Raw genomic sequence first — 12,263 nt, 5'->3', positions numbered from 1 at the left:
GAGACGGCGGGGTGTGCGGTGCGGGTCAGCCGGCGACGGTCTCGGTGTGCCGGGTGAGGGCGTCCAGGAGCGCGGTCTGGTGGTCGGTCAGCTTGCCCTCGGTACGGGCCTTGTCCTGCTTGCGCAGCCAGGTACCGGGGCGGAAGGCCGGGTCGTCGCCCAGGCCGGTGCGGTTGGCGGGGCCATCGAGGGTTCCGCCGGCGGCGAGGTAGGCGAGCAGGCGGCGGTAGGAGCGGTTCCAGTCCGGTTCCAGGCGCCACAGCTCGTCCAGCGCGTCGAGCTTGGCGACCTGGTCGTTGGTGAGGTTGTCGGCCTTGCGCTGGCGGCGCATCCACGCGCCCACCGCGTAGTCGTCGAGCTTCGCGGTGGCCGGGATCGCGAGGTGGCCGTGCTGGTGGTGGAACGCGGCGGCGTAGGCGTAGCCGCGCTCCCAGGCGTTGGCGTTCTTCGACCAGATCATGCCGAGCGCGTCCAGCTCGGAGACCCGGGCCGGGTCGAGCAGGCCCTGGCCGTTCAGGTGGCGCTGGCGGGTGAGCCAGGAGATCAGCTCGCCGTGCTTGTCCTTGTCGGTGGGGTCGAGGTGGCCGTGCTGAAGGTGGAAGACCGCCGCGACGGCGTGCATCCGCTGCCACTCCACCGCGCGCGGGTTGAACGCCCGCAGCTTGACGGTCTGGAGAATCCGCGCCGCGTGCTGCTTCGCGTTGATCCGCAGCCACTCGATCGGCGACTCCACCGGGGCCGGCTGCTGCTCGCCTTCCCCGGCCGCGGCCGCCTCGCCCTCGGCCGGCTTGGCTGCAGTGGTGTGCGTGGTGCCCTGCGAGCGGGAGGCGCGCAGCTCGGTGATCCGGCCGACCACCCGGGCGTCGTGGGCCGCGAGGGCGCGCAGGACCCGCCAGATGGTGCGGAAGGAGGACGCTTCGATCTCGGCGTCGGCCTCGGCCTTCACGGCCTCGCCGGCGTCGTGGACCTCGGACGGTTCCGCGGCCGCTGTGTCGTCGCCGACCTCGGGGGTGGGCAGGTAGACCGGGATGATGACCCAGGACACCTTGCCCTGCCGGTAGGACTGGCGCAGCGCCCGCCCGACGGCCTGGACGATGTCGATGACCGAGGACTTGGGGTCCGCGAAGACGATCGCGTCCACGGCGGCGACGTCGATTCCTTCTGTCAGGAGTCGGCTGTTGCACAGGATGCAGCACTCCTCGCCGTCCTCGCCGGTGTGGGCCTTGAACTCGGTGAACGCGGCGCGGCGGTCTTTGAGGCGGTCGCTACCGGCCACGGCGAGCGCTGTCAGCCGTTCCGGCCGCTCCGCGTCCGGCAGCAGTTCCGAGGTCTCCAGCAGGCTGCCGGCGAACTCCCGCGCCGCCGTGACCCGGGAGTGGAAGGTGATCACGCGGCGCAGGCCGAGGTCGGCGACCGCGCGCAGCACCGCGACCTGGAGGGCCAGGCGCAGCAGTTCCTCGTTGCTGCGCTGGGAGCGCAGGTCGGCGACGGCCGGGAGGTTGAGGAGTTCGCGCAGGTCCTCGTCGGTGACCACCGGCACGAGCGCTCGGTAGTCGGCGAGGTAGCCGTGCTCGATCCCCTGCCCGAGCGTCCAGGTGAAGCAGACCTTGCCGTAGATCTCCTCGTCGTCCATGGAGCAGAGCACGGGCAGCGCCTGGCCGTCTGCGTCGACGAGGTCGGCCAGGCCGTCTTTCGCCCGCCGGTCGTCGGCGATCCTGGGCGTGGCGGTGAAGTACAGCCGGCGCTTCGCCGGGACCTGCGCGTCGTTGTGGACCGCGGCCCACGCCTTCCCCTCGGCGCCTGCGGTTCGGTGGGCCTCGTCGATGATCACGAGGTCCCACTGGGCCAGGCCCCAGCCCTGGTGGGCCTGGACGATGCGCTCCAGCGAGGCGTACGTGGCGTACACGGTGACCGGCTGGTTGTCGGGTGCGCCGTTGACCAGGTCGGTAAGCCGGGCCGCCTGCGTGGTCACCTCGGCGTGGATCCGGCCGCCGGCCTCTGCGCTCTCCAACGCCTCCTCGCGCGAGCACGCCGCCACGGCCAGCCCCCGGCGGCCGCCTCGCAGCGACCAGGCCTCGGCGGTCTGCTCCAGCAGCTCGATCGTCGGGACCAGCACCAGCACCCGGCCCTTCGCGGCCAGGCGCCGGGCGCAGCCGGCCGCGATGAGGGTCTTGCCGGAGCCGGTCGCGGCGACGACGGTGGCGCGGCCGCCGTCCTTCACCTCGCGCACTGCGGCCGCCACCGCGTCCTTCTGGAACCAGTGCAGTGGCAAGGGGTTGAGCGCCCCGGTCGGCTGCGCGGGGACCGGCTGAGCGGCTGCGGCGCGGAACGCGGCCGGCGCGTCGGCCTCGGTGGCGGTGGTGGTCTCCACGGCGGTGCTTCTCCTTCGGATGCTGAGACGGCGGGGCGGCGCGGGCGGTGCTGTGGGAGGGTCCGTGCGGGCGGCCTCTCCCCGGGGCCAGGTCATGGATGGGGAGAGGCCGGCCGGACCTACTGCTGGTCCTCGGGGATCCAACCTCTTACCTCGAGGTAGGCGATGTCGGCGTCCTCGACGGCGCGGCCGGTCTCCACCAGCCACTCCCGCATCGCCTCGGTGACGTCGCCGTGGTGGTCCGCGACCCGCTGGGACCACTCGGCGGCGTCGAAACCGCCGGTGGAGGCGGAGCCGTAGGTGCGCTCCTCGGTGCCGTCCGCGCGGGGGATGAACCCGCGCCGGACGCCGCCGGAGTCCTTCTCCGAGCCCGCGCTGTAGACGTACTGGTTGGCCTTCATCCGGACCGTGAAGGCCAGGCGGCCGCCGGCCTGGCCGGTCTCGTGCACCACCGGGGCGAGGTGGCTCGCGCCGGACTTGATGGCCTGCTTCCCTGCGCGGCCGGCCATCGACTCGCCGGGCTTGCCGACGACGTCCTTCTGCCGCGTCCGGGCCTTCTGGCCCGTCTTGGTGGTGCGGCGCTTGGTGTTCGCCTCGGCGATGCCGGACAGCGCCTCGGTGTCGCGCTCGCCGCCGCGCACCGCGCGGACGACCTGGCGCAGCGCGCCGACGAACGCCGCTCCCTTGCCCTTGGTGAAGAACTGGGAGACGAGCGAGGCGTCGCGGCCGAGCATCTTGGCAACCTGGCGCTTGGTGTAGCCCTGGTCGATCAGCTCCTGGGTCAGGCGCGCGGCCTCGTTCGGGTTGTTCGGGTCGGCCGGGCTCACTGGTCAGCTCCCTTCTCGGTGGCGGCGAGTTCGGTGCGGCCCAGGCCGCGCAGCTTGAGGTACTGCTCCTGGGTGGTGGGGTGCTGGATGGGGCCGGTGAGGTGGCCCTTGAGGAGGTAGTCGCCCGGCTCGCCCCGGTAGGGCCAGGGCTGGCGCTCGGTCAGGGCGATGCCGTCCGTGCCGAAGTACACGACAGTGCCGGGCTTCGCGTGGAGGGCCCCGGCGTAGCCGATGACCTCCTTGCCCTGGCGGTACTTCATGTCCAGCAGCGCCGCCCGCGCCCCCGACCACACGTACGCGGCCCACTCCGGGTGCGCGTACGGGTCGCGGGAGAAGCCGGCCTGCCGCTGCCAGGTGACCACCTCGCCGTCCTGGCCGAGGATCTCGACCCCGGCCGGGAGGGCCTCGCCGAGCGGGGTGGTGCCGGAGACCAGGCGCGGGCGCTGGGCGAAGCCGCCGAGGCCGAACAGCAGCACGGAGCGAACGGCACGGCTGGCGAGGTAGGCGGCGGTGCGCTGCCGCTCATCGCCGTGGATCCGGGAGAGGTTGGTCAGGTCGGCCCAGGCGGCCTTGAGGCGCTTGCCCCACTCGTCGAGCGGCTTGCCGTCCTCGAACAGCAGGCCGCCGAGGATCTCGACCTTCCACGGGGCGAGGTGGTTCGACAGGGCGAGGTGGACCTCGGCGCCGCCAGCCCAGGTGGTGAACGTGGTGCCCGGCTCGGACGGGTAGATCCAGGCGCGGTCACCGGTGACGGGGGCCGGGAGCAGGCCGACGTGGTTCCAGCCCGCCGGGACGGTCACGCGCACGTTCCAGTGCGAGCAGGACATCAAGGCCTTGACCTGCTCCGCCTCGGTCATCGCGGCGAACGCGGCGGCGGTGATCCGGCGCGGGGTGCCGACCGGAGACTTCCACAGGTGCTTCGCGTAGGCGAAGGTGCGGTCGTACTCCACCAGCGCCGGGAGCTGCTCCGGCACCCGCGGCGGCATGAGCAGCTCCGTGCGGCCCTGCCCGCCGGTCGCGTGCAGCAGCCCGCGCAGCTCCTCCGAGAGGACCGGGTAGCCGCCCGCCCACTTACCCGTGGTGGGGATGGTGCGCGACCACAGGTCCCGGCCAGTCTGCGACGGCGAGCCCATCAGCACCGCGTCGTCCCAGTGCCGCCGCAGCGCCTGCCACAACAGCGTGAACGCCTGACGGCAGGTCACCACGTCCGCGCCGTCCGGGTCGAACCACTCCCCCATCGACCGGACCTCCGTCACCGGCCCCTCCGGGGACGCGGCGGGGGCGTAGCGGCCGACCGGCTGGCGCTGGTGCACGAAGTGACCGGCCAGCTTGTCCCGGCCCGAGCCGACCGCGGTGGTCCACCGCTCGCTGGAGGTGTTCAGCCAGGCCGCCACGGCGTCCTTGAGCGTGGAGTAGCGCTCGGCACCGTCGTGCCATGGGGCACCCGCGGTGATGTAGATCCGCTCGGTGCCGGGCGCGGTGTGCAGGACGGCGTCCAGGATCTCGCCCGGCGTACGGGCGCCGAGGTCGAGGCGCACCACGCGGTCGCGCACCGCCAGGTCGCCGGTCGCCGCGTCCAGGAACACCGTGGCGCGGGCCTGCTGCGTGAAGTTCGGGCGCTTGGACACCAGGCCCGTGGTGACGGCCTCGAACCGGGCACCGGCCGGGCCCTCCGGGAGGGTGGGCAGCTCGCGCGGCCCGGCAGCGACCGGAGCGACCGGAGCCGTCGGGACGACCGGCGCAGCGGCGGGCGCGGCCGGGACAGGCTGCTCGACGGCGGCGGCCTGGTCCTCGACCTCGGTCGGCGCCTCGACGGCCGGGGCCTGCTGCTCAACGACGGGGGCCGGGCGGGTCAGCGCCGGGGCGACCGCGACGGCGGGCTCGGCGACCGGCGCGGCCTTCGGCGCCTCGACGGGCGCAGCGGCGGCGGCGGCCTGGTCATCGGCCTTGGGGGCGCGGACGGCGGCCGGGGTCGGGTCCAGCAGCGGCGCGATCCGCACGACGTCACCGACTGACAGCCCGGAGGCCTTCGCGATGGCCGGCGCCTGGGCGCCCTCGTACCCCGCCAGCCCGGCCACCCGGCGCGCACGCTGCTGGTTGAGCTTGTCCAGCTCCCTCTGCGCGGCAGCGACCGCCTTCTCCGCGGCCGTGATCTCGGTGCGCAGCTCGCGCAGACCGGCGAGCTCGGCGGTGTACGTCTTGCGGTCCATCAGGGTGTCACTTCCCTTCCGTGGTCTCGGTGCCGGCCTCGAGGGGACGGGCCTGGCGGGCGAGGGTGAGCCAGCCGTCCGGGCCCTGGACGCCGTGGATCTCGGCCAGGCCCGCGAGCAGGAAGGCGTACGCGCCCCGCCTCGGCGCCCGCGGCTGCGCCGTCCCGGCCTCCCACTTCGCGAACGTCTCCCGCCGGGTGTCCAGAGCCGCGGCCACCTCGACCTGCGTCAGGCCGGCGGCCTTGCGCAGCCGTTCCCGCTCGACCGGTTCCGGCAGGTCCCCGCCGTCCCGGGCCTTGGCCAGCAGCGCGTCCACCGCCGCGAAAATCTCAGACATCACATACCTCCCAGCAAAGAAGATATCGCAGAAGAACTCTCTAAATGCAACATTATTCATCGCATAAACATCGCATTTGTGACCACACAACGAGCTCACAGTGCCCGGCCGGGCAGGACCATGACCACTGGCTTCGGCGCCGTTCCCGTGTCCGGGCGGGGCGGGGCGGCATTCGCAGGGCGTGACGACGACCGCCCCCACCTCCGCACCGGGCCCGACGGCCGCTATCCCGCGTACCGCGGGCGCACCTGCCAGCCCCCTAGACAAGGGCTGGGATGACCGCCGCTGGTCGCGCGACGGACCGGAGGACGAGCCCGAGTTCCGCCGGCCCCTTCAAGACCAACCCCTGCTGCTGGTCACCGAAGCTCGGGTTCCACCGCGCCCGCACCCCACACATCCCGGAGCGTCTGACCAGGCTGACCAACGGCACGTTCGACCACGCAGGCCCGCTCGGCGGCCGTCCCGGGCGCGGCAGCGCAGCACCAGGGCAGCCGACGCGGCAGAGCCGGATGACGGCAGGACGGACGGAGCGGGTGCAGGCCAGGATGCGGCCTGCTCATGGGCGGGAGACCGGCCGACCTGGGCGGTACTCCCAGGTGGTCTCCTCCTTCGGGACCTGGCCGCAGTCGGCCCGGGCCAGGGTCCGCATCGGCTCCCGGTGTCCTGGCGCGCCTTCGTCTCGCGGGCCCTCCGACACAGGTCGTAGGCGTCCCATCCGGGGCTGCCGCATCGCGTTTGTGCCGGGTTCGGTGTCCCAGCCATGATGTGCCCTCGCGAACAAAGGAACGAACGTGAACGTCCAGGTGGAGTACGACGCAGCACCTGAGGAGCTCGCCGCCGCGGTGAGAGCCAACTTCCCCGCACCGGCTGTGCGCTGGGCGGTCGCCGGCGCCTGGTTGCTGCTCTCGCTGCTCTGCCTCGCAGCGGGCGGTGTCCTCTTCGCGGTCGCCGCGCTCATCGCCTGCCTGATCCAGGTCCAGAACATCGCAGTGGTTGCCAAGAAGCTCGCTGCTCGTGCCGCCCAGCGCCAGGCGGGTCCCACATCGGTCGCGATGACCGATCAGGAGGCCGTCATCCGTACGGCGTCCGGGGAGCTGAGGTTCCCGTGGACGTCGGTCACCCGAGCCACGGACACTCCCCTGGCCTGGTCGGTCCTGGTGAAGAGGCCGAGCGGAGCCCCCGTGTCCGCGACCATCCTCAAGACGGCCTTCACCGACGCTCAGGCCGCCGACGTCACGGCCGCGCTCACGCGGCTGACCAAGACCAAGGTCAAGGTGCGCAGGTCGAGTGCCCCCGGCGTCGCCCCCGGAGTCCCGGCCCGGTAGCAGGAAGCCCTTCCCTGTCAGGTCGCACCCGCCGCCCCTTCGCCGAGTAGAGCGTCGCGTGCAGCGTCCGGTCCCACGGCGGAGTGCCCTGGCAGCCGTGTGGTGACGGGCCGGGGGCGGCGCGTCTCCTGGGTGTACTCCCCCAGCTTGCGCAGCCGCTCCCGCTCCGCCGGCACGGGCAGGTCGTCCACCGGACGCGGCCGCGCCGGCAACGCGTCGATCGACGCGAACAGGTCGTCAGTCACAACCTCACCTCCACGCTGCACGCCACAGCTTGAAAGTCGCCCTGGATCGCACATTGCAGCGCACATGCGGGGATCGGGGTGCGCGGGCTGCCGAGCGGCGCCGGCTGCGCGGCAGGCGACGCCGGGACGGGTTCTCCGTCGTGGGTGTCGCCTGCCGCGGGTCGCGTCAGTGGGCCGGTGCGCACTCCAGGGCCCTGATGGTCGAGCCGTTCTCGTGCTTGCGCACGTGCATCTGTGTGGGAATGCGGCGGCGCAGGTCCGCGACGTGGCTGACAACTCCGACGGCCCGGCTGTGGGAGCGCAGTTCGTCGAGGACCTGGAGGACCTCGTCCAGGGTGTCCTCGTCGAGGCTGCCGAAGCCCTCGTCGATGAAGAGGGTGTCCAGCCGGCTGCCGCCGGCCTCGTGGGCGACGATGTCGGCGAGGCCGAGGGCCAGGGCCAGGGAGGCGAAGAACGACTCCCCTCCCGAGAGGGTCTTGGTGTCGCGGGTCTGGCCGGTCCACTGGTCCAGGATTTCCAGGCCCAGGCCCGAGCGGCCCCTGCCGGAGCGGGTGTCGGTGTGGGAGAGCTGGTAGCGGCCCAGGGACATCCGCTTCAGGCGGGTGTTGGCGGCGCGTGCGACGTCCTCGAGCCGGGCGGCGAGGACGTAGGCCTCCAGGTGCATGCGCAGTTGGTTGTCGGTGGAGGTCCCGGCCGCGAGTTCGGCCAGGTGCTTGGCGCGCGCGTGCTCCTCGACCAGCGGGCCCAGACGGGTGGTGTGCGCGGTGAGGTCGTCGAGGTGTGAGGCCAGGGCTTCGCGGCAGGCACGGGTCGCGGTCTCGGCCGCGGTGGCGGTGGCCAGGGTTTCGGTGGCCCCGGCCAGGGCCGTGTCGGCGGCCTGTGGGTCCGCCGGGTCCTCCTGCGCGGCCGCCGCGACGGCCGGGTCCGTCAGCGTGGCCGCCCGGGTGGCCTGCTCGGTGCGCCACGCGGCGAGCTCCTCCGCCATGTGGTCGGTCCTTTCCCGCGGGACCAGTGCCGCCCGAACGTCAGGGAGCGTGTCGAAACCGGCGTCGGTGGCCTGTTCCTCGGCGCCCCTGCGGGCCCGGGCGAGATTGACCGCCGCGGTGTCGGCATGCCGGATCGCGGTGCGGGCGGCGGTGACGGTTGCCCGCTGTCCGGTCAGGTGGGCGATGCGGTCGGCCACGCTCGGGTGCCCGTCGAGTGCTTCTTTCAGCCGTCGGCCGAGGATTTCGGCCTCGCCGGCGTGGGTTTCCTGCCGTCCGACGTAGTCGCCGATCCGTTTGCCGAGCGCCGCGACTTCCCTGGTGCGCTCGGTGTGCTGTTCGTCGAAGAGCCTCAGCTGTTCTTCGGCGGGTGCGATGTCGGCGGCCGCGCCGAGCAGTTCGGCGTGCGTACGCTCGGCGTCCTGGTGGGCCTGCTCGAGGTCTGCGGTCGTGGCGTCGCCTGCTTGTTCTCGGGCCGCCTCGGCTTCCGTGGAGTACGTCGCGGCGTCCACTTCGGCCTTCTGCCAGGCCCGGTCGGCCTTGCGGAATTCCTTGTCGGCCTGCGCGGCGTCCTCCCGGGTGGGGTGGCCCTCTCCCGTGGTGGCGGGCCTGGGGTGGGTCGGGGAGCCGCACACGGGGCAGGGTCGGTCGGCCTCCAGCTGTCCGGCGAGCTCACCGGCCATGCCTTCGAGGCGCCGGTCGAGCAGGTCCCTGGCCTGCTGTCCGGCCGTGAGCGCGGCTTCCTTCAACTTCTCGGCCTTGGCGCGGGCCTTGGCACTCTTGCCGGCCAGGGCGTCGCTTCGGCGGGCCGCCTCCAGCTGCCGTGCGAGCTGTGGCAGCGTGGCGCCGAGCCGGACGGCTTCGACGTGGGCGTGCTGGGCCGCTTCCAGCCGGGCGGTGTGCTCGGCGCGTTCCTCGTCCGCCTGCTGCAGGCGGACGGCGATCTCCGTCTGGTCGGCTTCGGCCTGCTCCAGTTCCGCGTCCAGGGCCGCCAGGGCGGTGGTCAGCTCGGCGGCTCGTTCCTCGTCGTGCCGCAGGGCGTCCAGGTGTCCGAGGTCGTTCGCCAGCCGGTTCTCGACAGTGGCCAGGTCCGCGTCGCCGGCCTGGGTGTGGGGCTCGGGCAGGTTCTGCGTGGCCTTGTCCCGTGCTTCGGCGGCCGCGGCGTGTTCACGGTCGGCGGCGTCGAGGGCGCTCAGCAGTGCGCGCACCGGCTCGGCGCGCAGAGCACGCTCCAGAGTCTGCTCCAGTGCCCCGAAGTGGTCCGTCTGGGCGCGGAGTTCCGCGAGTGCCAGGGCCGCAGCGCGGTGGCGGTGCTGGCGCTCGGCGAGGGCACGGACGGTCTCCGCGTGCCTCGTCGCGGCGGAATGCCCGTCGCGGGCTGTCGACAGCGCGGTCCGCGCATCGTGGTGGGCCGTGCCTGCAGCGGTGCTCAGTACGTGCGCCCACTCGAGCGTCTGCGCGGGGGTGAGGTCCGGGGCGTCGGGGGAAGGGGTGGGTGCGGTGGTGGTGATGCCCACCCCCGCGGCGGCGTGCTGGATGCGGTCCGCGTCGCGCCACACCCCCGCCTGGGCCTCGTCACGGAGGCGGCCGGTCTCCTTCGCGTGGTCGGAGAGCCAGCGCTGGACGGCCGTGAAGCGGTGGGTGCCGAAGAGCCGACTCAGGACCGCGCCCCGCTCGGTGGCGTCGGCCCGCAGGAACCTGGCGAACTCCCCCTGGGGCAGCAGCACGACCTGGCAGAACTGGTCCCGGCTCATCCCCAGCAAGGCGCTGATCTCGCTGTTCGTCTCCTGATGCCCGGAGATGACCGGCTTCCACACCTCTTGTCCGGAGGCGGTGTCGGCGTGCCGTTCCAGCAGGTGGGCGGTGGCCGACAGGGCGGTGGCACGGCCCGGCTTCTCCTGCTGGGGTGTACGGGTGATCCGCAGCCTGCGCCCCGCCATGGTGAATTCCAGCTCGACCTGGGTCACGGTGGCGGCATCCGCGTGATGGCTGCGCAGCGACATCGCGTGGCGCTTGCCGGGAACGTTCCCGTACAGGGCGAAGCAGACGGCGTCGAAGACCGTGGACTTGCCGGCTCCGGTGGCGCCGTGGACCAGGAACAGGCCTCCTTGGCGGAGCGTGTCGAAGTCGACGCTCTCGCGGGTGCGGAACGGGCCGAAGGCCTGAAGGGTGAGACGGTGCAGACGCATCAGGCGGTTTCCTTCACGGTTTCCTCGACCCGGGCTTCCTCCACGGCTCGCAGCAGCAGGCCTGCCTCGGCGGGGTCGGGTTCGCGCCCTCCCCTCACGTGGCTGATGAAGTCCCGGGTGATCTCGATGTCGGTGCGGTGGCGGGTGCGGGCGGTGTAGGACGTGGCGGTGGTGTCGGTTCCGCCTTCGGGGGCGAAGTCGAGGTGGACGGTGTGGGGGAAGCGGCCACGCAACCGGTCCATCGCGTGGACGGGGCGTTGCGGGTCGGTCAGGGTGACGTGCAGCCATGCCTCGCGCAGCGCCTCGTGGGCCGGGTCGCCGAGGAGGTCGTCCAGACGGCCGGTGAGGGTCTCGAGCCGGCGGGGTACGGGGCAGGGCACGGGCTCGATGGCGGGGGCGGCGTCGGGGTGGAGGTCGACGATCCACATGGTCTTGGCATAGCGGGCTTCGTCGAAGGAGTAGGCGAGGGGGGAACCGCTGTAGCGGATGCGGTCGGTGATCCGCTGAGGACGGTGGAGGTGGCCCAGGGCGACGTAGTCGACTCCGTGGAAGACGGACGCGGGCACCGTCGGGATTCCGCCCGCGGTGATGTCGCGTTCGCTGTCACGGCTTTCCGCGGCGCCGGTGACGAAGGCGTGGGCGAGGACGACGGCACGGGTGCCCGCCGGCCGGGCGGCGAGGTCCGCGCGGACGCGGTCCATCGCCGCGCCGAGGACGGCTTCGTGGGTGGGGGCTCCGGCGCCGAGCTCGTCGCGGGTCATGGCCGGCTCCAGGTAGGGCAGGCCGTAGAACGCGACGGGGCCGTGGGCGTCGTGGAGCACGGCGGGCAGGTGGCAGGTGGCCGGGTCCGTGCGCAGGTGGATGCCGGCGCGCTCGATCAGGCGGGAGGCCACGCCCAGCCGACGGGGTGAGTCGTGGTTGCCGCTGATCATGACGACGGGGACACCGAGGTCGGCCAGGGCGTTCAGGGCATGGTCGTAGAGGGCGACCGCGTCCAGCCCCGGGATGGCACGGTCGTAGACGTCGCCGGCGACGAGGACCGCGTTGACCTCGCGTTCCTGCACGGTGGCCAGCAGGTGGTCGAGGAAGACCCGTTGGTGGTCGATGAGCGGTTCGCGGTAGAAGGTCCGACCCAGGTGCCAGTCCGAGGTGTGGAGCAGTCGCATGGTGTCGGGCATCGATAGGAACTCCTTTTCCCTGCACGGTTGTTACAAGGCATGGTTGTTACGAGGCATGGTTGTTACGAGGCGCGGTTGTCACGAGGTCGGTCACAGCGACATTGCCGCAGGTGGCGAGCGGTCGTCCCCGGTGAAGCGGTGTGAGTCAGTACGCCCCCGCTGTCCACGGTGTCATCGCGGTATCCGCCCGTACAGGTGGTGCAGGGGTTGCCGGTGGTGAGCACGGTGGCGCCCGGGGCGCGGGAAGCGAGACCATGCTCTTGCCGGCGGACGGCGGAGAGGACGCGGTGCCGGGCTGCCGGGGAAAGGGCCTTCGTGCAGATCAGGGCCGTATGCGAGACCTCCGAGAGGAACCGCTGGGGGTGCGGCCCGGAGCGCACCACAGCCGGAGAAGATCATCTGTTCGATTTCTGCGGGCCTCGGGCCCCGCGAAATGTCAGTGCCGGCGTGTAGGTACCGGCGCGACGTACCGGGTCCGGGGAGGACCGACTGCTGCCGTCGGCACCCCGACCGCCCGCCTGACGCGTCCATTGGCGGTCCGCGCGCCATCGCGGGACGCTGGAACTGCGGCCCTGTGCCGCGACGACTCCAGCCGGAC

General features: G+C 72.7%; 8 protein-coding genes. 1 reads left to right on the top strand and 7 read right to left on the bottom strand.

The annotated features are described in order from the left end of the window. Positions 1–25 precede the first annotated feature (25 nt). The 4 genes from AB0N04_RS11255 to AB0N04_RS11240 form a co-directional block, all read right to left on the bottom strand. Positions 26–2,371 (bottom strand): Helicase associated domain protein, encoded by a 2,346-nt coding sequence (locus AB0N04_RS11255; protein WP_360213407.1) that lies wholly within the window; start codon positions 2,369–2,371, stop codon positions 26–28. Positions 2,372–2,490: 119 nt separating this feature from the next. Beyond that, on the bottom strand, positions 2,491–3,198 hold the full coding sequence (locus AB0N04_RS11250) for a helix-turn-helix domain containing protein (protein WP_360213409.1): 708 nt from the start codon (positions 3,196–3,198) through the stop codon (positions 2,491–2,493). After that, a complete protein-coding gene (locus tag AB0N04_RS11245) occupies positions 3,195–5,408 on the bottom strand; it encodes a hypothetical protein (RefSeq protein WP_360213411.1) in 2,214 nt (737 codons plus the stop codon). Before AB0N04_RS11245 ends, AB0N04_RS11250 begins: the two co-directional genes overlap by 4 nt. A gap of 7 nt (positions 5,409–5,415) precedes the next feature. Continuing rightward, positions 5,416–5,745, bottom strand: a complete 330-nt coding sequence (locus AB0N04_RS11240; protein ID WP_360213413.1) for a helix-turn-helix transcriptional regulator — start codon at positions 5,743–5,745, stop codon at positions 5,416–5,418. A 791-nt stretch (positions 5,746–6,536) separates the two neighbouring features. Between AB0N04_RS11240 and AB0N04_RS11235 the strand changes: the two genes are divergently transcribed. Continuing rightward, complete coding sequence (locus AB0N04_RS11235) at positions 6,537–7,070, top strand: hypothetical protein (protein WP_360213415.1); 534 nt, start codon at positions 6,537–6,539, stop codon at positions 7,068–7,070. A 17-nt stretch (positions 7,071–7,087) separates the two neighbouring features. Here AB0N04_RS11235 and AB0N04_RS11230 read toward each other — a convergent pair whose 3' ends face one another. From AB0N04_RS11230 to AB0N04_RS11220, 3 genes are all read right to left on the bottom strand, one after another. After that, positions 7,088–7,315: a hypothetical protein gene (locus AB0N04_RS11230; RefSeq protein ID WP_360213417.1), complete on the bottom strand. Its 228-nt coding sequence runs from the start codon at positions 7,313–7,315 to the stop codon at positions 7,088–7,090. A gap of 166 nt (positions 7,316–7,481) precedes the next feature. After that, positions 7,482–10,487: an SMC family ATPase gene (locus AB0N04_RS11225; RefSeq protein WP_360213419.1), complete on the bottom strand. Its 3,006-nt coding sequence runs from the start codon at positions 10,485–10,487 to the stop codon at positions 7,482–7,484. Then, positions 10,487–11,653, bottom strand: coding sequence for an exonuclease SbcCD subunit D C-terminal domain-containing protein (locus AB0N04_RS11220; protein ID WP_360213493.1), 1,167 nt, complete (start codon positions 11,651–11,653; stop codon positions 10,487–10,489). The genes AB0N04_RS11225 and AB0N04_RS11220 overlap by 1 nt, the downstream gene beginning before the upstream one ends. Positions 11,654–12,263: the final 610 nt, after the last annotated feature.

It is taken from the genome of Kitasatospora sp. NPDC051702 (assembly GCF_040681575.1).
In the GTDB taxonomy this organism is placed as follows: domain Bacteria; phylum Actinomycetota; class Actinomycetes; order Streptomycetales; family Streptomycetaceae; genus Kitasatospora.
The sequence above is the reverse complement of the archived record's forward strand: the minus strand, read 5'-3'. Positions and strand labels throughout refer to the sequence as shown.

Bases quoted from the DNA above. Each gene is read 5' to 3' on its own strand.
- AB0N04_RS11245 (WP_360213411.1), bottom strand. From the start codon at position 5,408: ATGGACCGCAAGACGTACACCGCCGAGCTCGCCGGTCTGCGCGAGCTG.
- AB0N04_RS11240 (WP_360213413.1), bottom strand. From the start codon at position 5,745: ATGTCTGAGATTTTCGCGGCGGTGGACGCGCTGCTGGCCAAGGCCCGG.
- AB0N04_RS11225 (WP_360213419.1), bottom strand. From the start codon at position 10,487: ATGCGTCTGCACCGTCTCACCCTTCAGGCCTTCGGCCCGTTCCGCACC.
- AB0N04_RS11220 (WP_360213493.1), bottom strand. From the start codon at position 11,653: ATGCGACTGCTCCACACCTCGGACTGGCACCTGGGTCGGACCTTCTAC.